The following is a 19,904-nucleotide window of genomic DNA, read 5'->3' as shown; positions in this document are numbered from 1 at the left end:
TCAGACAGAGCCGCCCGGTTCTCTGCGGTCGCCAGTCCCTCGGTCTCGAACCGGCCCATCTGCGACGTGGATGCGGCATGCGCATCGACGGCACGGCCACCGACAACCTGGCGCATCACGGGATCGAGCGCGAGACGGTCGGCGTCATTGACGTCCCCGTATCCTGCCAACCGGCCGTAGACCGATTGCCGAAACAGCCCGTCGAGCCGGTGGATCGTGTTCTTGCCACGGCGATTATCGCACAGGGCAGCAGACGCCAGATTGGACAGACCGAGCGCGTCATCAAGCTCGCGCATCACCAGAAGGCCGCCATCCGAACTGAGCTGAGCGCCCCGGAATTCCAGCCGCACGCGAGGGTCAAAATCCACACGATCTGCCCGCTGCAAGCCCGCACCCTCTGGGTGATCCATGAAACACATCCTCCGCAGCAACCAACGCCATGATATATATAGAAAATATCACGTTCAAGACAGCGAAATCAGAGATCTACTTGGGGAATGCGGGATTCAGCGAAATGTTCAAAATGCCCCGCAAGCGCCGCCGGAACGGCGAGCACTGCCAAAGTGAAACCGGCTGCTATGCGCGCCAAGCCGCCGAAAAGGTGGGCTGCCCGGCGGGTCGAGCCGCTCATCGCAAGGTCAATGCGTGCGCAGTTGTTCCCTGTACAGCGCCATCGCTTGATCAGCCAGCGCAGCGTGGCGCGCGGGGCCGATATGTTTTCATATACGAGGGCGTCAGCGCAATAAACGATACGACCGCCACTGGCATTTATTGTTCGGAAGAATAGCGTGTCTTCTCCTCCGGTAAAATTAAACCCCAGGTCGAAGCGAGTTCCAAACTTTCGCGAAAAAAACAGATCGAAAAATACATTGGATGTGTCAGCATAATCGAGCAACTCTCCTTCGTCATGGGCGGGACCATCATGTACCCTGCTGCGTCGCATCCAACGCGGAACCGCTGTGAGATAGCGTGCTCGAACTGCGCCAAAGACAACCTGTGCATTGTGAAGTCGCATCGCGCGGAAGTTAGCCACAAGCGCATCGGGAACCGGGGTCTGGTCGTCGTCCAGAAAGAACATGTAATCGCCCGCCAGACGCTCGGCCTCGTCGAGGCAGCGGTTCCGTACATGAGCGAGTCCACGTTCCGGTTCATGCCGGTAGTTCAGCGAAAGTCCCGTGTTCCGCTCTGCTTCGGTGACGAGTGCCTCCCAATCTCCGTTGGGGCTATTGTCTACCACAAGAAACCGCACGACCGTGCCGCAGGGGTGATCCAGTCTTTTCAAGTCGAGCAGAAGGTTCCAAAGAAATTCGGGTCTGTCCAGGGTAGGAATCGCCACGATGATTATCGGGGCGTTCTCGTCTGGTACCGAAGATGCTAAACGTGCGTCAGTATTAAAACAATATTGCACAAAATATACCTACCCTAAACCAACATGCCCCCAAGCAGAATATTTACCAGTTTTGCAGCGGTTAAGCGCAGTTATCAAGCCAATTGGTCGAGTTTTGCTATGGTTCAGGCATCTGAACCGCGACACAGCGGGATTGCGAGCCTCGGTGGCAGGTGTAGCCCGACACTTGTCCTGCTCGTCACCCGTTTGATCAGACCTGTCGCGCCACCTTCCTTTAGGTTTTGCCTGTAACTTTCTCACGCGGGAACCGGCGGTGCACGCAACCGTTGGACGCCAGCGATGGTGCGGCTGAAAAGATCACCACTCAAAGCCATCTGGGCCAATTTGAAGGTAACAGCACGGGCCTGACTCACAATCTCGCACCAAGCTCAATCACTCGGATCAGGTCACCGGGCTTGATCGTGCCACCCTCGATGATGCGGCAATTAAGGCCGGAGCGGTGTTCCAGCAGGTCGCAGATCGTCTTTTTGGTGATCATGTCGATATAGCGGCAGGGATAGTTCAGCCGACCGCCTTCCAACAGAACATCGCCTACGTAAAACCGTTGACCCACGAGGTGGTTCAGCGGCACATCACGGGTGGTAAGGTTGCGCCTGTGTTCTTGCGGGCTCAGCGTTATGTCATGGTCGCGTGCGAGTGCTTCGAGGGTTTCCACCTCGATCAGGGTGACTTCGCGGATATCGGGCTGAGCGGAATAGGTGCCGGTATCGATGCCTTTGGCATAGCGGTCGCCCTCGATCCCGACACCCGGTATCAGCGTGGCAGCAGCGCGTTCCACCATAGGCGCACGCGCCGTGGGTGTTGTGTGGATGTTAAGAAGCTGACCTTGCCACATTTTCGAAAAACCTTGAAATAATAATAGACTATCGCATCCGTAACGCACCGTCCAAACGAATGACTTCGCCATTCAGATATCCCATTTCGACGATGAAAGCCGCAAGTCGCGCATATTCATTCGGATCGCCAAGCCGTGCCGGATTGGGGACATCCGCGGCAAGACCGGCCTGAATGTCCTCGGGCAGCCCCGCCAGCATCGGTGTGTGGAAAATGCCCGGTGCGATGGTCATGACCCGCACGCCGATCGACGCCAGATCGCGCGCCATCGGCAGGGTCATGCCCACGATGCCGCCCTTGGAGGCTGCATAGGCGGCTTGACCCTTCTGTCCGTCAAAGGCGGCGATGGACGCGGTATTGATGATCACGCCGCGCGCGCCGTCGGGTTCCGGGCCATTGTCAGCCATGGCTGCTGCTGCAAGGCGGGCGACGTTGAAACTGCCGACAAGGTTGATGTCCACGGTTTTCTGGAAGGCGGGCAGGGGGTGCGCGCCGTCGCGGCCAAGCGTTTTGATCCCCAGCGCGATGCCCGCGCAATTCACGGCCGCGTTCAGCCCGTCCATGTCGGAAACTGCCTGCGTGATGGCAGCTTGCACAGAGGCTTCATCCGAGACATCGGTTTGCGCAAAATGGCCGCCGATTTCGCGGGCCACCATCGTGCCGCGCTCTGTGTCGCGATCCAGCAGGGTGACCTGTGCGCCGTGCGACGCGAAATGCCTTGCCGTCGCCTCGCCGAGGCCGGATGCGCCGCCAGTGATGACTGCCTTGGTTGTGCTGAGTTGCATTGCCGCGTTCCTTCCGAAATTTGAACGTGCGTTCAGATAACCGACGGGACTGTCCTCTGGCAAGCGCGGGCGTGATCCGGCGGAGCGCGCCTGCGCGCGCATGACATGCTGGATTGGCGCATTTTGGCAGGCCTCAGCCCCTGTGGATCCATCCACCGCCATAGATCCGGCTGGTGTCTCGGTCGTAGAACACGCAGGCCTGACCCGGCGATACACCAGCTTCGGCCGAGACCAGTTCGACCGTCGCTTCGGTCGCGCTGAGCGGACGAATCACGGCTTCGGTCGGTGGGCGCGTCGAGCGTACCTTGACGCCGACATGCCATTCGGCGCGGCTGTCAAACGGGGCGTCTCCGAGCCAGTTGACTTCGCGGATCGGCACGGTGCGCGTGGCAAGCATTTCTTTCGGTCCGACAACCACTTGCCGGGCGTCTGCATCCAGTTTCACCACGTAGAGCGGATCGGCAAGGCCGCCGATGCCCAGCCCGCGCCGCTGCCCGATCGTGTAATTGATCACGCCGTCATGACGCGCCAGAACACGGCCGTTGGTATCGACGATGTCGCCGGGTGCCGTGGCTTCGGGGCGCAGCTTGCGGATGACCGAGGCATAGTCGCCGTTCGGTACGAAACAGATGTCCTGACTGTCGGGCTTGTCTGCGACGCTCAACCCGTATTTGCTAGCCAGCGCGCGGGTGTCGTCCTTGGACGGCAAGTGGCCCAAGGGAAAGCGTAGATAGTCGAGTTGCTCGGCGGTGGTGGAGAACAGGAAATAGCTTTGATCGCGAGCCGCATCGGCCGCAGAATGCAGTTCCGCGCCGGTTTCGCCCATTTTGCGCTGGATATAGTGGCCCGTCGCCATGCAATCCGCCTCTAGATCCTTGGCGGTTTCCAACAGATCCTTGAATTTAACCCGCTCGTTGCAGCGGATGCAGGGCACAGGGGTCGCGCCGCCCAGATAACTGTCGGCAAATTCGTCGATCACCGCGTCGCGAAACACGTTTTCGTAGTCGAGTACATAGTGCGGAAAGCCCATTTCTTCGGCGACCCGGCGAGCGTCATGGATATCGCGACCGGCACAGCATGCGCCTTTTTTCGCAAGCGCCGCGCCGTGATCATAAAGCTGGAGTGTCACGCCAACGACATCATAACCTTGCGACTTCAGTTCCGCAGCAACGACCGAGCTGTCGACACCACCGGACATGGCAACGACGACACGGGTGTCGGCGGGGGCTTTGGCGAAGCCCAATGAATTGGGCGGGCCGGATTGGTCGAGCATGCTGTGTCTCCGGAACAAGTTGAACGCATATATATGAAAATGCGAAATAGTCTCAAGGGCGCGTTTAACGCGTCGTTAAATGCGTTTGCTCATGGTCTGCTTAAATTATGGACGTGAGCATAGCGATGTACTTGAAAAAAGTGGACGGACCCCGCGCAATCACGCTGCCGGACGGCACGGTATTGACGCAAGCAGATTTGCCGCCAGCCACAACGCGGCGCTGGGTCGCGTCGCGCAAGGCGGCTGTGGTGCGGGGGGTGCTCTACGGTTTGATATCGCAAGAAGGTGCCCAGGCGCGTTACGGAATCAGCGCCGAAGAGTTCGAAGAGTGGGTGCGAGCGGTCTCAACCCACGGAGAAGAAGCGCTCAAGGCAACAGCTATTCAAAAATATAGACAACTTTAGGTTGTTCGAGTACAAACTGATCAAGGGTAACGTGTGGTTAACCTTTTGACGTCACGTTCAGGTCAACATTAACCATCCCAAGCGCGGAGACCGATGAATGCGAGTGCTGCTTGTAGAAGACGATCCAACAACGTCCAAAAGCATCGAACTGATGCTGACCCATGCCAATCTGAATGTGTATGCTACAGATTTGGGAGAAGAGGGGATCGATCTTGCCAAGCTGTATGATTACGATCTTATCCTTCTTGATCTGGATCTGCCGGATATGAACGGGCACGAGGTGTTGCGCCAGTTGCGGCTGGCAAGGATCGAAACCCCGATCCTGATCCTTTCTGGCTCTGATGATACAGAAAACAAAATCAAGGGGTTTGGTTTCGGAGCGGACGACTACCTGACCAAACCGTTCCACCGCGAAGAATTGGTCGCCCGCATCCATGCGATTATCCGCAGATCCAAAGGCCATTCGCAATCTGTGATTGAAACAGGGGATGTTTCCGTTAACCTTGATGCCAAAACGGTGAGCGTTGACAACAAAACGGTGCATCTGACCGGAAAAGAATACCAGATGTTCGAGCTGTTGAGCCTGAGAAAGGGCACGACTCTCACCAAAGAGATGTTCCTGAACCATCTCTATGGCGGCATGGACGAGCCTGAGCTCAAGATTATCGATGTCTTTATCTGCAAGCTGCGTAAAAAGCTCAGCACTGCGACAGGCGGTTACAACTATATCGAGACTGTCTGGGGGCGCGGTTATGTTTTGCGTGATCCGGAACCGCATCAGTCCAAGGGTGACGAGCGGCTCGCCATCGGCGCATAAGCCACGACGACAGAGTTGAATGAACCCAGCGTACCGCATCGGTGCGTTGGGTTTTTTTACGTCTTGCGTGACAGCGCAAACGAATAATGTCGTTTAGGCTGGGTCATGAAACGCATATATGCGTTGGCAGCGATGCAAATGTCGCTGAGAAACAGAAAGGCTGGACCCGGACGGGTGGCGGATTTATCTGTGTGACGCAACCGCACGTGAGGTATGACGTGACTGAACGACCCGACCCCAAAACTCTGACCGAGACCGAAGCAGAGAAGGAGATGGCGCATCTTGCCACGAAATTGGCTGAGGCCAACATCGCCTACCACACCAAGGATGCGCCGGATCTGACCGATGCGGAATACGACGCGTTCAAGCGGCGGAACACGGAACTCGAAGCTCTTTTTCCACACCTCAAACGTAAAGACAGCCCGACGGATCAGGTTGGCGCAGGCCCGGCGGACGGGTTCACCAAAGTCACGCATGCCGTCGCAATGCTGTCGCTGTCGAACGTATTCGACGATGAAGATGTCGGTGAATTTGACGGACGCATTCGCAAATATCTCGGTCTGAGCGCGGACGCGCCGCTGAGTTATACGGCGGAGCCCAAGATTGACGGGTTGTCCTTGTCGCTGCGATACGAACAGGGACAATTGGTGCAGGCGGCCACGCGCGGGGATGGTGCGGTCGGCGAAAATGTAACCGCTAACGCCCGTACGATTGATGATATCCCGCATAAAATAGCCGACGCGCCGGATATACTGGAGGTCCGCGGGGAGGTCTATATGTCCCATTCCGACTTCGAAGCCTTGAATGCACGGCAAACGGATGCGGGCGACAAGACGTTTGCGAATCCCCGAAATGCGGCGGCAGGGTCCTTGCGGCAACTGGATTCCGATATCACCCGTGCGCGCCCACTCCGCTTTTTCGCCTATGCTTGGGGCGCGTTGAGTACGCCTTTGTCAGATACACAAATCGGCGCCATCGAGAAACTGAGTGCGCTGGGGTTTCAGACCAATCCCCTGACGCGACTGTGCGATAGCCCGGCCGATATGATTACCCAGTACCGGGTGATCGAACAAAAGCGTGCGGACCTTGGCTATGACATCGACGGAGTTGTTTACAAGGTGAACGATCTTGCGCTGCAATCGCGGCTCGGCTTTCGATCGACCACACCGCGGTGGGCGACGGCCCATAAATTTCCGGCTGAACTGGCCTGGACACATCTCGAAGCAATCGACATCCAGGTCGGGCGCACCGGGGCACTCAGCCCGGTGGCGCGGCTCACTCCGGTGACGGTCGGGGGGGTGGTGGTGTCAAATGCGACACTGCATAACGAGGATTACATTGCTGGCCGCGACAGCAAAGGCGCCGAGATACGGGGCGGCAAGGACATTCGTGTCGGCGATTGGGTCCAAGTCTACCGCGCGGGCGACGTTATTCCCAAGGTGGCGGACGTGGCTTTGGCGAAACGCCCTTCCGATGCGGTGCCATTCACCATGGCGGAGGTTTGCCCGGAATGCGGCAGCGCTGCGATTCGCGAGCCTGGTGACGCGGTCCGGCGCTGCACTGGCGGTTTGATCTGTCCGGCGCAAGCTGTGGAAAAGTTGAAACACTTTGTGTCCCGCTCTGCATTTGACATCGACGGTCTTGGAGCCAAACAGGTCGAACAATTCCATACCGATGGCTGGATCAAGGAGCCGGCAGATATTTTTACGCTGCGCGCGCGCTATGGCGTTGGATTGCAGCAGCTTAAAAACCGCGAAGGGTGGGGTGAAAAGTCCGCAACGAACCTTTTTGACGCGATTGACGAGCGTCGCAAAATCCCTCTCCATCGTGTGATATTTGCCTTGGGCATTCGCAATGTCGGGGAGGCGGCTGCGAATCTTCTGGCCCTGCATTACCAAAGCTGGGCTGCTTTCAGTAAGGCCATGCGTGACGCGGCCCCGGGCAATGCGGCATGGGACGACCTGATCAGTATCGACGGCGTCGGTGCCGTGATGGCGCAATCGTTGGCGACGACATTTCAGCAAGACGCGGAATGGGCCAGTATCGAGCGTTTGATCGCGGAGCTTGAGATCGAAGATGCGGTGCGCCCGGATACAAGTCACAGCCCTGTGGCGGGCAAGACGGTCGTTTTTACCGGTACGTTGGAAAAAATGTCGCGCGCCGAAGCCAAGGCCCGTGCCGAAGCGTTGGGTGCCAAGGTGTCGGGATCCGTCAGTGCCAAGACCGATCTGCTGGTTGCGGGGCCCGGCGCAGGATCCAAGGCCAAAAAGGCGATTGAGCTGGGGATCGAAATCCTGGACGAAGATGGCTGGCTTGCGCTGATCGGGTCATCATGAGCCGACCGGAGGTTCTGTTTCCGCTCTTTGCAGAGCTTGAAACGTTGAGCGGCGTCGGCCCCAAAACGGCGCAGCACATGGCGCAACTGGGCATTGTGGCACCCCGTGATCTGCTCTTTACCTTGCCGCATACTGGCATCGACCGGGCGCTGCAGGAGACGGTCGATGGGGTTGGCCTGCCCACCACAGTGACCGTGATCGTCAAGGTCGGCGCACATCATCCGTCGCGCAATCGGGGTGGGGCCTATCGCATTCATGTTGAGGATGCCCAAACCAGCTTTCAGATCGTATTCTTCCATGGCCGAAGCGACTATTTGCAACGTGTTCTGCCGCAGGGCAGTACGCGGGTGGTGTCTGGAAAAGTCGAGATGTTCGACGGCACGGTTCAAATGGTGCACCCGGAATATATTATTCCCGAGGAAGAAATTTCTGACATTCCGGCGTTCGAGCCGGTGTACCCCCTCACCGCCGGCGTCACGCAAAAGACGATGTTCAAGGCCACACGCGCCGCGTTGAAACGGCTGCCTGCGTTGGACGAGTGGATCGATTCCGGACAGAAAACCAAAGAGGAATGGCCTGATTTCGCAGTCGCCATGCAAACTGCGCACACGCCGAAATCGCTTGAAGATCTTTCGGCGACCAGCGCCGCGCGCACCCGTCTGGCCTATGACGAATTGATGGCGCATCAGCTGACCCTTGCGCTGGCCCGGGCGTCGGAACGCCGGTTTCCGGGCCGCGCAAGCGTGGGCGATGGCCGCTTGCAGGCACGCGTGCGTGCGGCGTTGCCTTATGCGCTGACGGGTGCTCAAGAGCGTTCAATTTCCGAGGTCGCGCAGGATATGGCGCAAGACGTCCGCATGAACCGATTGCTGCAAGGCGATGTTGGATCCGGCAAAACGCTCGTGGCGTTCATGTCGTTGTTGATCGCCGTCGAAGCAGGTGGGCAGGGCGTCATGATGGCGCCCACCGAAATCCTCGCGCGCCAGCATCTGGAAGGTTTGCAACCCTTGGCCGAAAGTGCCGGTGTCGTCCTTGAGATTCTGACGGGCCGCGACAAGGGCGCGGAACGGCGCGCCAAGCTCGAAGCGTTGCAGCGCGGCGACATTCAGATCCTTGTGGGCACCCATGCCGTGTTTCAGGCCGATGTGCATTTCGCGGATTTGCGCCTTGCCATCATCGACGAACAGCACAGGTTCGGGGTGCGCCAACGGCTTGAACTGGGCAAGAAAGGCAGTGCAGCGGATGTATTGGTGATGACTGCCACGCCGATTCCGCGGTCGCTGGCGCTGGCGCAATATGGCGATATGGATGTTTCGGTGCTGGACGAAAAACCGCCCGGGCGCAAACCGATCAAAACGGCACTGGTCAGTACTGGCCGGATGGATGAAGTGATCGAACGGTTGCGTGCCGTCATGGCCGAGGGGCGGCAGTGCTACTGGGTCTGCCCGCTGGTCGAGGAAAGCGAAGCGGTGGATCTGACCGCCGCCGAAGAGCGCTTCAAACGGTTGCGTGCAGCCTTGGGGGAAGGTGTCGTGGGTCTTGTGCACGGCCAGATGCCGCCAGCGGAGAAAGACGCAGCGATGGCGCGCTTTCAATCCGGCAAGACCGGGGTTTTGGTCGCCACGACGGTGATCGAGGTGGGCGTCAACGTCCCAAATGCGACAATCATGGTGATCGAGCGGGCGGAGACGTTCGGGCTGGCGCAGCTTCACCAATTGCGGGGCCGCGTTGGCCGGGGCTCGGCCGCGTCAACCTGTTTGCTGATGTATCAGGCGCCGCTCTCCGAAACAGGCCAGCGCCGTCTAGAAGTGCTGCGCGAGACCGAAGACGGGTTTCGTATCGCCGAAACCGATTTGCAAATGCGTGGGTTCGGGGATCTTATTGGCACTGCACAATCCGGCGTGCCTCGGTTTCGGATTGCGGATATGGAACGGCAAGGCGCTTTGATGGCCGTTGCCCAATCCGATGCGCGTAAATTGCTGGCCGAAGATCCGGCACTGGACAGACCGCGCGGGCGGGCCGCGCGTGTTCTGTTGTGGCTCATGCGGCAGGATGAGGCGATCCGTTTGATTTCAGTGGGTTAACGATTTTGTTCTCATAAGTTCGCAAATGTTCTCAAAAAGTTCTTTACGAAGGGTTAATAATATGAGAACAAAGAGGCAACTCGAAGACGGAGATGCCGACATGACCACATTACGCCACATCAAGGATATCGCCACCCGTGCCGAAGCACACCTGCTTCAGGATGCGCTTGGGGCGGCCGCGTTGATGGTGATGCTGGTGGTTGGTTTGCACCTTCCGTCATTGATCTGAGTTCTGCCTGCGATCTTGCTCAAGATTCCGCCCCGCGCCCGTCCCACATTGGCGCATCTGGATCAGGCTCTGCCTGCCTGATCTGACCCGGTTTGCCTCGGGGTTTGCGGTATCCGTCCCAAGCAAGAGACGCTTTTCCCTGCGCCGCCATCCTATTGGATGTGCGGCGCTTTTTTTTGCCGGAATATGGTGAAGGCTCAAGTCAGATGCCGTCGCGACGCGTGTGCTCGTCTAGGCGCAGTTCGATTGCAGCGCCTGTTCCATTGCTTCCACGCTGGCTTCGATGCTGAGCAGGATGGAGGCGTGGCGGTTCTTGTAATCGCGCGCAGGTTCCAACACTTCAAAACCATCAAAGGGCGCGCTTGGAACGGGTCCGCCGTCTTTGAGCATGGCGCGCAACGCATCGCGTGCCGCGCGTGCCTCGTCCAAGGTGCGTCCGACGATTGCGCCGCCGGTTACCGCTGCCGCAGCCTGACCCAGTGCACAGGCTTTCACATCCTGACCAAACGCCGCGACCCGGCCATCCTTGACGGCCACGTCCACCGTGACCGTCGATCCGCACAGGGGCGAACGTTTCTTGACGGTCGCATCCGCGGCATCAAGGCGCTTGTGATGCGGAATATCCGCCGCCAAGCCAAGGATGCGGTTGGAGTATAATTTTATCAGGTCTGTTTCGGCGGGCATGGCCCCTCCGGTCTGGTGTCATTACAGCTTTGCCTTTACATAGTCAGGTCGAGGCCAGAAGCAAAGGTTTTGCCATGTCAGAGGATGTGAAGTTCGATCCCGCCACGTTGAAATATGATGATCGGGGCCTCATTCCCGCCATCGCACAGGAAATTACGACCGGCGATGTGTTGATGATGGCCTGGATGAATGCCGAAGCCATCGAGCGGACCTTGCGCACCGGCAAGGTGACCTATTGGAGCCGCTCGCGGCAGGCGTTCTGGATCAAGGGCGAGACATCGGGGCACCTGCAAGAGCTGGTCAGCCTGTCGGTGGATTGTGACCGCGACTGTCTTTTGATGAAAGTGCGCCAGACGGGTCCGGCCTGTCATACAGGTCGCGTGTCATGCTTTTACACGGATGTCACAACCGGTTCCGAAGTCGAGACGATGTCGCCGGTCGCGTAAGGCGCACCACGGCCTAAAGCCCGACCAGCACGCGGATGTCCTGTGGACTGGCCCCTTCGCTCCGGTATTTGGCAATCGCGCGGGCATCGTCCCGTTTGGCCAATCGCTTGCCATTCACGTCACGGATCAGCCGATGGTGGTGGTAGTCGGGCGTGGGCAGGCCCAGCACTGCTTGCAGGATGACGTGAATGCGGGTGGCGTCCGCCAAGTCCGCACCACGGACAACCTCCGTGATGATTTGAGCCGCGTCATCCACGACGACTGACAGGTGATAAGACGTTGCCATATCACGCCGGGCCAGCACGATATCGCCCATGGTTTCAATCGGATGCGTGCGGCGCACATCGACGTCGCCCGGTGCGATACCGGTTTCGGTGTAAATCAATGGACCCGTGAGGCGGCGCAGCGCGCTGTGCATATCCAAGCGCAAAGTGACGTTTTGCGGAACAGGGCCAGAGCGCGGGTGCAGGTTGCGGCAGGTGCCGGGATATATCACACCGTCCGGGCCATGGATCGGCACGCCTTCCTGTGGTGCACCGACCGCTTCGGTTATGTCGCGACGATTGCAATCACATTGATACAAAAGGCCTTCTGACCACATTTTCTCAAGGGCTTGCGCGTAAGCATCGAGGCGCTCGGACTGGCGCATGATGGGTGTGGCCCAGGACAGGCCCAGCCAGCACAAATCCTCGAATATCAGCGCCTCCCACTCCGGTCGCGCGCGGCCTTGATCGATATCTTCAATCCGTACCAAGAACTGACCGTCTGCGGCCTGCGCACGCTCGAAGGCCAGCAACGCGGAATAAGCGTGCCCGAGATGCAGAGGGCCCGTCGGAGATGGTGCAAAGCGCGTCGTGTAAATCACGTTCTTTCAATAACGTAGACGGTGGACTTCAAGTCGATTCCAGGCAAGTGCGGCCCACGCTTTTTGATCAGGAGCCGTGCTGCGCCGCAGTCCGTCCACTCGCACAGGCCACCGATGTTTGTGGGGTCCTCCAAAGCATGATCATTGAAGGAGAAAACCATCTTGCCGCCCGAGGCCAGTTGCCGCATCAACATATGAAAGACTGAGATCGGAGCGGCACCGGCTCCGATAACGCCGATGGCGGCGATCGCGGAGTACGTGCCGACAGGCACGGGCAGAGCAGAGCCTGCCTCAATCAGGCCCAGTGACCGATAGACATTCTTGGCAGAGGCGCGTTCGAGCATCTCTGCCGACAGATCGAGACCGTCGATCTGCTCAAACCCTGCAAGTTTCAAGGCCAGCCCGGACAGGCCTGTGCCACAGCCGAAATCCAGGATCGGGGCCGTGAGGTCATCCGTGACGGATTTTAGCGCTTTTGCGCATCGTCCGGGCGTTGCATATCCATTCTCTTCGACTTCCGCTTCGTAGCTGGCGGCCCAATTGTCATAGAGGTCGCGTGTCGAGGCCGCGTCGCGGGCTTGATAGGCTTTGTCCAGAAATTTTGTCATACATGCAGACTAACCGCGATCTGGTCGGGCCGTCCAGTAAGTAGCACGGACCGGCTGAGGGGCCAGCCCCTCAGACACCCCGGAGTTTATCTGGCAAGATGAAGGGATCAGGCGGCAACGCGGGCCTGCGGGGCCAGCCATCCTTGCCAGTCCGCCTTTGCCCGATCGGTGTAGGCCTTGTAGCGGTCCTTGCGGCCGCGCCGTCCGCCCTTGAGCCCTTCGACCGGCGGAAAGAGTCCGAAATTGACGTTCATCGGTTGGAAAGTCTTGGCCTCTGCGCCGCCTGTGATGTGCGTGATCAATGCGCCCATCGCCGTGGTGGCAGGGGGGACGTTGAGTGTACCGCCCAGCAATTCGGTGGCGGCCATGCGTCCGGCCAACAGCCCCATGGCAGCGGATTCGACATACCCTTCGACCCCGGTGATTTGCCCGGCAAAGCGGATATTGGGCCGCGAGCGCAGCCGCATATCCTCTGTCAACAGCGTGGGCGCGTTCAGGAACGTGTTGCGGTGAATCCCGCCCAGTCGCGCAAAGCTGGCGTTTTCCAGCCCTGGAATGCGTTTGAAAACATCGGTTTGCGCGCCATACTTCATTTTGGTCTGGAAGCCGACGATATTGTAAAGCGTGCCGAGTTTGTTGTCGCGCCGCAACTGGACGACGGCATAGGGTTTGATGTCCGGTTGGTGTGGATTGGTCAGGCCGACCGGTTTCATCGGGCCAAAGCGCAAGGTTTCTCGGCCCCGTTCCGCCATCACTTCGATCGGCAGGCATCCGTCGAAGTAGCCTGCGGTTTCGCCTTCGTGGAATTCGGTTTTGTCGGCTGCGAGCAGGGCGTCGATAAACCCCTCATATTGTTCTTTGGTCATGGGGCAGTTGAGGTAGGCAGTCTGTTCTTCCTCGGTCTCGCCCTTGTCATAGCGCGATTGCATCCACGCGCGCGACATGTCGATGCTGTCGAAATAGATAATGGGAGCGATAGCATCGAAAAACGCGAGCGCTTCGGCGCCTGTTTCGGCGGCGATGGCTTGGCCAAGCGTCGATGAGGTCAGTGGACCCGTGGCAAAGATCCAGTGACCCTGGCTCGGTAATTCAGTGATTTCGCCGTATTCGACCGAAATGTTGGGGTGGGCCATCAGCGCATCGGTGACTGATTGTGCAAAGGGGTCGCGATCCACCGCCAATGCGCCGCCGGCCGGGAGCCGATGTTTGTCTGCGGTTGCCATGATCAACCCGTTTGCGGCGCGCATTTCCCAATGCAAAAGCCCCACGGCGTTCTGTTCGCTGTCATCGGAGCGGAACGAATTGGAGCAGACCATTTCCCCCAACAGTCCGGTTTGGTGGGCAAAGGTGCCGACTTTGGGTCGCATTTCGTGGATCACGACCTGCACGCCCATGTTTGCGGCCTGCCACGCGGCCTCTGATCCGGCCATTCCGCCGCCAACGATGTGTAAGATATCCGACATGCGCTGGATGTAGGGCAAACGGGGCGCGCGCGCAATGTGCGCAAGGCGCAAATCGGGCAATTGACGTACATCAAGGCACGCATGTTTGAGGCGGCTAGGCTTCTGTGAAATCAATCAGATGGAGAGACCTGTGGCATATAGGAAAATGACGCTGGCATTTTTGGTGCTGATCTTTGTGCAAGCTTGCGAGCAACCGGACACCTATCCCATTTCCGGTGAAGCCTGTGGCCCTGTTGACCCGGTTCAGGACCTGACAGTCGATGATTGCACACCCACGGTCTGATGAAAGCTCGGCGCGCGTGACGATGCTGCCGCAGGCTGTAAGTTAAGCTATTTAGGGGATATTTTGGGGCCGCCGCCGCGGGAATGGTCGGTCAGAGAGAGACTGACCTGGAGGGACCTTCCGCCGACGGCGACCCGAAAGGATTACGATGCGTTAACCGTGTCTCTTTTGTGCCGCATTTGCGCCCGATTTGGAAATAGACAGGTGCGGGATTGGAAACAACCAAGCGGTGTTTTGTCCCGACATGCGCGAAGATTATTATTGGTGCGGCCAATTTGGTGGGCGTTTGTCGATGAAAGCGTCGATGCCTTCGCGCGTGTCGCGGTCCAACATGTTTTCGACCATGACGTCGCCGGTATATCCATAAGCCTCGGCCACGGGCATTTGCAGTTGCGTGTAAAACGCCGCTTTGCCGACTTTGACGGCTGAGGCCAGCTTGGCCGCGATCTGGTCCGCGAGGGCCTGCGTTTCTTGGGCAAGTGTGTCATGCGAAACGGCGCGGTTGATCAGACCAAGTTCCGCCGCACGCTCCGCTTCGATGAAATCGCCGGTCGTGAGCATTTCAAAGGCCTTTTTGCGCGGAATGTTCCGGCTGAGCGCGACCATTGGGGTAGAGCAAAACAGACCGATATTCACCCCGTTGACGCCAAACCGGGTGCCATGCGCGGCGACGGCGAGGTCGCAGGTTGCGACCAATTGGCAGCCGGCAGCCGTTGCGATCCCGTGCACTTGTGCGATGACCGGTTGGGGCAGGGACTGGACCCGCGCCATCATTGCGGCGCAACGGTCAAAGAGGTCTTTGAAATAGGCGCGTCCGCCGTCCTCGGCCTGTCGTCCGGCAGTCATTTGCTTGAGGTCATGGCCCGCGCAAAAGGCCTTGCCCGCCCCGGACAGGATCACGGCGCGCACGTCGCGGTCTTCTGCAATATCGTCCAGCGCGCCGTGCAACGCCGCGATCATCTCATCCGAGAGCGCATTGAGGCGCTCGGGCGCGTTTAGTTGCAAGCGGGCCACGCCATTGGTGACCTCACGTTCCAGAATTGCCATCTTGCTCTCCCGCAGGTTTCGGGGACATCCTAAAGCACCGAAAGCGAGAGGAAAAGCATGACTGTGGTAATGGATGCGGCGCAGATGAACGCGTTTCTGGGCAAAGTGTTTCTGGAAGTTGCCGATGAATTTCGTGTCGAAGAGGTGACGGAGACGGGGGTGACCCTGCGCCTTTTGGTACAGAATCGTCATTTGCGCCCCGGCGGCACCGTGTCCGGGCCTGCCATGTTCGGCCTTGCGGATGTCGCGGCCTATATGGTGACGCTGGCGCATATCGGTCCGCGCGCCCTGGCTGTCACGACGAATTGTTCAATTGATTTCATGCGCAAACCTGCAGCCGGGGTGGATTTGCTCGCTTATGGTCGGTTGCTCAAGCTGGGCAAGACATTGTCGGTGTCGGATGTGCTGATCTACTCCGAAGGTACGGACAAACCTGTAGCGCGGGCCAGCCTGACCTATGCAATTCCACCCGCAGGTGTTGACTTGCCTCACGCATAACGCGCTGTAGTGGAACTTAAAACGTGCGGGTTACGCCCGGTCATTTGCCGGGATTCTGGAAGATGCCGCGGAGAATTCACCCCCGCGAGAGCACGCGACGAGCGTCACAATGGTTCTTGGCGGGTTCCGGTTTTCATGGCGTAGCTGGTCCGGGACCGGTCGGCGCAGCGCCACGCTCCCGTACATTGTATTGGCACAAGATAGCAGCACCACCATGCCTGGGTGTTACACAGCGATGGGTGCTCGCGCTGCGGAAAGATCGTGATGGATACGATTTGGCGGCCCCAAATCCTGATCCGAAGGGGCCGAAGGACAAGGCGGTCACTCAGGCCATTCGTGACGGTATTGCAACCAACCGTTCCCAAGCCGGAGACAGGCTGCCCCCGCTGCAGGGAAATGGCTGTCGTCTGCGCCGCTTGGATCGGTAGGGCCCGCAATCATGTTGATCTTTCAGGCTCTGCTGCGCTGGCGCAGCCCTGCGGTTTTGATCGAAGTGCTGGTCTATCCGGGCTTCAGATGGGCGGCGGAAGGGTTACGGGCCGAGGTCGTGCGGGTGGCCATGGACAAAGACGGGATCATACCCGAAGTGCGCCCTGCAGCAGCCAGGGCGCGTGACCGCATAGATATCTGTGTCCAGCGCGCGGTGAATATTCTTGGAGGATACGATCTGGCTTGGCCCGCGATGTTCCTTTTTGTGGCTGCGTTTGCCACGAGGCTGGCGGGCAGGGGCCTTTGTGAAGGCCGCCGAGGCGATAGGCGTGCGTATCCTGTCGGCCAAAGAATATGCCAACCGGGACGCGCGCGTCCCCATGCGGTCCGCCTTGCGATCAATGCAGGTGTGCGCATAACAGGTTTCAAGGGTGCGATCACCCGCTTGCGCGTTCTGCTGGACAATCCGACCAAAGTGATAGGCATTGATGGGGTATTCTGATACCTTATTTTCAAGATATTGAAATTGCTTTGTTTTTAGAGGCTTTACGCCATTGACCGGGCCAGCGGCTGCTGTATAACCGCGCAATCCGAAATACCACCCTTTAGGGATGTGACCTTATGAAAACCTTTACCGCAACACCTGCGGACATCGACAAGAAATGGATCATCATCGACGCCGAAGGCATCGTTTTGGGCCGTCTTGCTTCGATCGTCGCCATGCGCCTGCGTGGCAAACACAAACCTTCTTTCACGCCTCACATGGACTGTGGTGACAATGTCATCATCGTCAATGCCGAGAAAGTGCAACTGACCGGCAACAAGCGTCAGGAACACCACTATTGGCACACAGGCCATCCCGGCGGGATCAAATCGCGCACCAAGGAAGAAATCCTTGAAGGCAAGCACCCCGAGCGTGTCGTGACCCTGGCCGTCAAGCGCATGTTGCCCGGCAACCGCCTGAGCCGTCAGATCATGACAAACCTGCGCGTCTATGCAGGTGCCGACCACCCCCACGAGGCGCAAAGCCCCGAAGTTCTGGATGTTGCGTCCATGAACCCGAAAAACACGCGGAGCGCATGAGCATGTCTGACGAAATCAACACACTCGAAGACCTGCAAGCCGTTGCCGGTGACGTTGTCGCCGCAGAAGCGGAACTGACACCTCGCGAGCCCGTGCGTGACGCGCTGGGTCGGTCCTATGCCACAGGCAAGCGGAAGGATGCGGTTGCCCGCGTCTGGATCAAGCCCGGCTCGGGCAAAGTCACAGTGAACGGCAAGGAGATGAAAGTCTATTTCGCCCGTCCTGTGCTTCAAATGATCCTGGCCCAACCGTTTTCGGTTGCCGGCGTTGAAGGTGAGTTTGACGTTGTGGCCACCGTCAAGGGCGGCGGTCTGTCCGGTCAAGCCGGTGCGGTCAAGCACGGCGTGTCCAAGGCGCTGCAACTCTACAACCCCGCACTGCGTGGTGCCCTGAAAGCCGCTGGCTTCCTGACCCGCGACAGCCGCGTTGTGGAGCGCAAGAAATACGGTAAGGCCAAAGCGCGTAAGAGCTTCCAGTTCTCCAAGCGCTAACTACGAACGAGTATATTACTAAACAATTACAAAGGGCTGCATGTTTTGCAGCTCTTTTTTCATGGGTAGCAGCTTTGTAGCAGCACACTGAATTAATTGACGTATTGATTTAGCGAAATTAGCATAACGATAGCGTTTGAGGCATGTTTGGAGCAGTAGGCTGGCACGTAACTTTAAGACACAGCTGGCGGGGCAGATTGGTGAAAGCTTGGTTGTTGCTGAGCTAGGTATGCGCGGGATTGTTGCTACTGCATTTGCAGGCAACGTGCCTGACATTGATATATTGGCATATGCGAACGACACGACGGTGCACTTGCAGGTCAAAGCATGGCGCACTGGTTCTGTTCACTTCAACGCAACGCGCTTCATACACATTGATTTTGAAGGTGATCGCCAAATTGTGCGTGGCTTGGACGACGCGCTAGATGGCGAGCTGGTTTACGTTTTCGTAAAGATTGGCGACGGGGCTGGACAAGACAAATATTTCATACTGCTACAGCGCGAGCTGCAGGCGATAATCTTACAGAACTATGGCGCGTGGTTGGACAAGCATAACGGTGTCCGCCCTCGCAACCCTCAAACCACACATTGTGCAGTTGAAATGACATCGCTGGCGCAGTTTGAGAACAACTGGGGTTTGATAGAACAGCGTTGTGGGATGAGCTGACGTGGCGTTTTACGAGAACAAGCGAGAACACTATGGCGGTGCACTTGTGCTCTTTCAGCGCAATCTCGCTGTCGCTGTCGCTGTCGCTGTCGCTGTCCCCAACGCTCAAACGCACCGTCAGCCAACTTGGTATATGCGGCTGAAGATTGGCGGGCGCAAAGGCTACATTACGCGCAGCACGAAGCTGACTGTTTACGAGGATGCTTACGAGTATGCGAAGAGTGAGCTGCTGCGTCTGCAGCAAGCGGCGCGGCTTGGGCACAGCTTGGATGAATACACTTTTGAGAAGCACTGGAACGACTGGTATGCGCGCAACTTGCGCAACGGCACGTGGGCAGAAGACCGTGCGCGCTGGCATAAAATGTACTTCAATCGCTACTTCAAAGACTACTTTTCTAACAGCGACAGCAGCTCAATGCTGCTTAACGATATAACTTCGCAGTATGCAGCTGGGTATTGGGATTGGCGCAAAAGCTACTGGAGCACAGAGAACGCGGCGATGCTGCAAAGTTACAATCCAAAACGACGTGGCGCGAAAACACGCGGCACTGCAAACGCGAAAAAATTGCCAGCTTTAAAGACGCTGCAGATGGAGCAAAGCGCGCTAAATCAGATTTTTTTACGATGCAACGGAACACGGGCGTATGCAGCAAATTGTTAAGATGCGCGTTGCTGCAAAGGGGCAAACACAAAACAGGCGTGCTGGCTTTGACACTGGCAGCGAGTATTTGGTGCTGGTGCGAAACTTGCGCAGCTACAGGGATTGCGTGGGGCGCTTTGCGAGCGAGGGGCTGAACGCTTGGCACAAGCTGCACCGTGCACAGCTATCCTACTTTATTATGTTCTTGCTGCACAGCGGCTTGCGTGTTGGCGAAGCGCGCGAAATGCGCTGGAGCGATGTAAAACTGGATGAAGAGGTTGAAGGCGAAGACGAACGCATAGCGGAAGTGCGTGTAAGCAAAGCTACGAAAAAGGGACAAGCGCGTTTTGTGCAAGCGCAAACTGGCGCCAACAATGCACTGAAAGAGTGGAAAAAAATCTCGCCGCACACAAAGGCAAATGACTGGGTTTGGTTTGGGCAGAAGCACGATGCTGCGGCGCGACAATGAGGGTGAGACTCCGCGTCAATCTGGGTGAGACGCCGCGGTGGGTGTGTGACGGAGGGAGGGC

At 58.1% G+C, this 19,904-nt stretch carries 24 protein-coding genes; 14 read left to right on the top strand and 10 right to left on the bottom strand.

The features are described 5' to 3' along the window. The 5 genes from LC354_RS20000 to mnmA all read right to left on the bottom strand — a co-directional run. Nucleotides 1-410 (bottom strand): transposase (locus LC354_RS20000; protein WP_223421634.1); only part of this gene is annotated, 410 nt, incomplete at its 3' end. 68 nt (nucleotides 411-478) lie between these two features. After that, the gene (locus LC354_RS19995) at nucleotides 479-1,408 is read right to left on the bottom strand and encodes a glycosyltransferase (RefSeq protein WP_223427166.1); all 930 of its coding nucleotides are present in this window, start codon (nucleotides 1,406-1,408) and stop codon (nucleotides 479-481) included. A gap of 349 nt (nucleotides 1,409-1,757) precedes the next feature. Continuing rightward, complete coding sequence (locus LC354_RS19990; RefSeq protein ID WP_223427165.1) at nucleotides 1,758-2,243, bottom strand: MOSC domain-containing protein; 486 nt, start codon at nucleotides 2,241-2,243, stop codon at nucleotides 1,758-1,760. Between the two features lie 28 nt (nucleotides 2,244-2,271). Beyond that, a complete protein-coding gene (locus LC354_RS19985; RefSeq protein WP_223427164.1) occupies nucleotides 2,272-3,027 on the bottom strand; it encodes an SDR family NAD(P)-dependent oxidoreductase in 756 nt (251 codons plus the stop codon). A 133-nt stretch (nucleotides 3,028-3,160) separates the two neighbouring features. Continuing rightward, nucleotides 3,161-4,300: a tRNA 2-thiouridine(34) synthase MnmA gene (mnmA, locus tag LC354_RS19980; RefSeq protein ID WP_223427163.1), complete on the bottom strand. Its 1,140-nt coding sequence runs from the start codon at nucleotides 4,298-4,300 to the stop codon at nucleotides 3,161-3,163. 125 nt (nucleotides 4,301-4,425) lie between these two features. Here mnmA and sciP point away from each other — a divergent pair, with 125 nt between their 5' ends. The 5 genes from sciP to LC354_RS27750 all read left to right on the top strand — a co-directional run bounded on the left by sciP (nucleotide 4,426) and on the right by LC354_RS27750 (nucleotide 10,170). After that, nucleotides 4,426-4,704 carry a CtrA inhibitor SciP gene (gene sciP, locus LC354_RS19975; protein WP_223427162.1) on the top strand — a complete coding sequence of 93 codons (279 nt, stop codon included), beginning with the start codon at nucleotides 4,426-4,428 and terminating at the stop codon, nucleotides 4,702-4,704. 97 nt (nucleotides 4,705-4,801) lie between these two features. Continuing rightward, entirely contained in the window at nucleotides 4,802-5,521 is a 720-nt protein-coding gene (gene ctrA / locus LC354_RS19970) for a response regulator transcription factor CtrA (RefSeq protein ID WP_223427161.1), read from the top strand. 272 nt (nucleotides 5,522-5,793) lie between these two features. Further along, entirely contained in the window at nucleotides 5,794-7,857 is a 2,064-nt protein-coding gene (ligA, locus tag LC354_RS19965; protein WP_223427173.1) for an NAD-dependent DNA ligase LigA, read from the top strand. Beyond that, nucleotides 7,851-9,941, top strand: coding sequence for an ATP-dependent DNA helicase RecG (gene recG, locus LC354_RS19960; RefSeq protein ID WP_223427172.1), 2,091 nt, complete (start codon nucleotides 7,851-7,853; stop codon nucleotides 9,939-9,941). The genes ligA and recG overlap by 7 nt, the downstream gene beginning before the upstream one ends. Nucleotides 9,942-10,041: 100 nt before the next feature. Next, complete coding sequence (locus tag LC354_RS27750) at nucleotides 10,042-10,170, top strand: hypothetical protein (protein WP_263289485.1); 129 nt, start codon at nucleotides 10,042-10,044, stop codon at nucleotides 10,168-10,170. Nucleotides 10,171-10,401: 231 nt separating this feature from the next. On the opposite strand, the gene LC354_RS19955 is transcribed toward LC354_RS27750, so the two are convergent. Continuing rightward, the gene (locus tag LC354_RS19955) at nucleotides 10,402-10,854 is read right to left on the bottom strand and encodes an iron-sulfur cluster assembly scaffold protein (protein WP_223427160.1); all 453 of its coding nucleotides are present in this window, start codon (nucleotides 10,852-10,854) and stop codon (nucleotides 10,402-10,404) included. An 86-nt stretch (nucleotides 10,855-10,940) separates the two neighbouring features. On the opposite strand from LC354_RS19955, the gene hisI reads away from it, so the two are divergent. Beyond that, nucleotides 10,941-11,300 carry a phosphoribosyl-AMP cyclohydrolase gene (gene hisI / locus LC354_RS19950; protein WP_223427170.1) on the top strand — a complete coding sequence of 120 codons (360 nt, stop codon included), beginning with the start codon at nucleotides 10,941-10,943 and terminating at the stop codon, nucleotides 11,298-11,300. A gap of 13 nt (nucleotides 11,301-11,313) precedes the next feature. Here hisI and gluQRS read toward each other — a convergent pair whose 3' ends face one another. The 3 genes from gluQRS to trmFO all read right to left on the bottom strand — a co-directional run bounded on the left by gluQRS (nucleotide 11,314) and on the right by trmFO (nucleotide 14,236). Beyond that, nucleotides 11,314-12,165, bottom strand: a complete 852-nt coding sequence (gluQRS, locus tag LC354_RS19945; RefSeq protein ID WP_223427159.1) for a tRNA glutamyl-Q(34) synthetase GluQRS — start codon at nucleotides 12,163-12,165, stop codon at nucleotides 11,314-11,316. Further along, entirely contained in the window at nucleotides 12,162-12,773 is a 612-nt protein-coding gene (locus LC354_RS19940; RefSeq protein WP_223427158.1) for a class I SAM-dependent DNA methyltransferase, read from the bottom strand. Before LC354_RS19940 ends, gluQRS begins: the two co-directional genes overlap by 4 nt. Before the next feature lie 107 nt (nucleotides 12,774-12,880). Next, the gene (trmFO, locus tag LC354_RS19935; protein ID WP_223427167.1) at nucleotides 12,881-14,236 is read right to left on the bottom strand and encodes a methylenetetrahydrofolate--tRNA-(uracil(54)-C(5))-methyltransferase (FADH(2)-oxidizing) TrmFO; all 1,356 of its coding nucleotides are present in this window, start codon (nucleotides 14,234-14,236) and stop codon (nucleotides 12,881-12,883) included. A gap of 130 nt (nucleotides 14,237-14,366) precedes the next feature. Between trmFO and LC354_RS19930 the strand changes: the two genes are divergently transcribed. Beyond that, nucleotides 14,367-14,519: a hypothetical protein gene (locus LC354_RS19930; RefSeq protein WP_223427157.1), complete on the top strand. Its 153-nt coding sequence runs from the start codon at nucleotides 14,367-14,369 to the stop codon at nucleotides 14,517-14,519. Nucleotides 14,520-14,777: 258 nt separating this feature from the next. On the opposite strand, the gene LC354_RS19925 is transcribed toward LC354_RS19930, so the two are convergent. Then, on the bottom strand, nucleotides 14,778-15,566 hold the full coding sequence (locus tag LC354_RS19925) for an enoyl-CoA hydratase (RefSeq protein ID WP_223427156.1): 789 nt from the start codon (nucleotides 15,564-15,566) through the stop codon (nucleotides 14,778-14,780). A 57-nt stretch (nucleotides 15,567-15,623) separates the two neighbouring features. Between LC354_RS19925 and LC354_RS19920 the strand changes: the two genes are divergently transcribed. From LC354_RS19920 to LC354_RS19890, 7 genes are all read left to right on the top strand, one after another. Beyond that, a complete protein-coding gene (locus tag LC354_RS19920; RefSeq protein WP_223427155.1) occupies nucleotides 15,624-16,064 on the top strand; it encodes a PaaI family thioesterase in 441 nt (146 codons plus the stop codon). A gap of 439 nt (nucleotides 16,065-16,503) precedes the next feature. Continuing rightward, nucleotides 16,504-16,995, top strand: coding sequence for a hypothetical protein (locus LC354_RS19915; protein ID WP_223427153.1), 492 nt, complete (start codon nucleotides 16,504-16,506; stop codon nucleotides 16,993-16,995). Between the two features lie 119 nt (nucleotides 16,996-17,114). Next, nucleotides 17,115-17,576: a 50S ribosomal protein L13 gene (gene rplM / locus LC354_RS19910; protein WP_223427151.1), complete on the top strand. Its 462-nt coding sequence runs from the start codon at nucleotides 17,115-17,117 to the stop codon at nucleotides 17,574-17,576. Nucleotides 17,577-17,578: 2 nt separating this feature from the next. Then, nucleotides 17,579-18,067, top strand: a complete 489-nt coding sequence (gene rpsI, locus LC354_RS19905; RefSeq protein ID WP_223427150.1) for a 30S ribosomal protein S9 — start codon at nucleotides 17,579-17,581, stop codon at nucleotides 18,065-18,067. A 229-nt stretch (nucleotides 18,068-18,296) separates the two neighbouring features. Then, nucleotides 18,297-18,734: a hypothetical protein gene (locus LC354_RS19900; RefSeq protein WP_223427148.1), complete on the top strand. Its 438-nt coding sequence runs from the start codon at nucleotides 18,297-18,299 to the stop codon at nucleotides 18,732-18,734. A gap of 1 nt (nucleotide 18,735) precedes the next feature. Then, a complete protein-coding gene (locus tag LC354_RS19895; RefSeq protein ID WP_223427147.1) occupies nucleotides 18,736-19,395 on the top strand; it encodes a hypothetical protein in 660 nt (219 codons plus the stop codon). Continuing rightward, nucleotides 19,379-19,843, top strand: a complete 465-nt coding sequence (locus LC354_RS19890) for a tyrosine-type recombinase/integrase (protein ID WP_223427146.1) — start codon at nucleotides 19,379-19,381, stop codon at nucleotides 19,841-19,843. Before LC354_RS19895 ends, LC354_RS19890 begins: the two co-directional genes overlap by 17 nt. Nucleotides 19,844-19,904 lie beyond the last annotated feature (61 nt).

This window comes from Tateyamaria pelophila, from assembly GCF_019966495.1.
GTDB classification, from domain to species: Bacteria; Pseudomonadota; Alphaproteobacteria; order Rhodobacterales; family Rhodobacteraceae; genus Tateyamaria; species Tateyamaria pelophila.
The sequence above is the reverse complement of the archived record's forward strand: the minus strand, read 5'-3'. Positions and strand labels throughout refer to the sequence as shown.